The sequence below is a fragment of the Protofrankia sp. CiP1_Cm_nod4 genome, from assembly GCF_982290645.1.
In genome coordinates this window covers 1,417-1,841 of sequence record NZ_CEVIVC010000265.1, presented here as the reverse complement: position 1 = coordinate 1,841, position 425 = coordinate 1,417, and the positions used below count along the sequence as shown (strand labels likewise).

Here is a 425-nt window from a genome sequence, read left to right as displayed (position 1 = left end):
GGTCTCATCGGTCAGTCCGCCGTGCCGAGGTAGGTGCGGATGGCCTCGACGAAGGTGAACAGTGAGTCGAGCCCGGGATTCCACCGCCGGTACGGATCCTCCAGGCAATACCAGACGTAGCCCAGGTCGGCGTAGGGGTTGTTGTAGTCGCGGTAATAGTGGCCCGGGGCGACGAGGCCGCCGCTGCCGCCGTCAGCGTCGCGCCGTCGCAGGCGGGAACCGAGGAAGAAGCCGTCCGGGGCGCACTCGGGGTAGGTGACCGGCACGACGACGAGCACGGTGGTGCGGGCCGGCTCCCATCCGGCCGGCAGCCGGAATTCGGGGATGAGAATCCACGAGTCGTCGTCGGCGATGCGAAGCCCCCGGTAGGCCCCGGCGAGCTGGGCGGCTTCGAGCCGGATACGGCGGTTCCGCGGGCTCATCGC

General features: G+C 69.9%; 1 protein-coding gene. It reads right to left on the bottom strand.

Annotated elements, in window-relative coordinates:
* Positions 1 to 11 precede the first annotated feature (11 nt).
* A partial coding sequence (locus AC5LSR_RS23960; protein WP_493469072.1) for an E2/UBC family protein occupies positions 12 to 425 on the bottom strand: 414 nt, incomplete at its 5' end.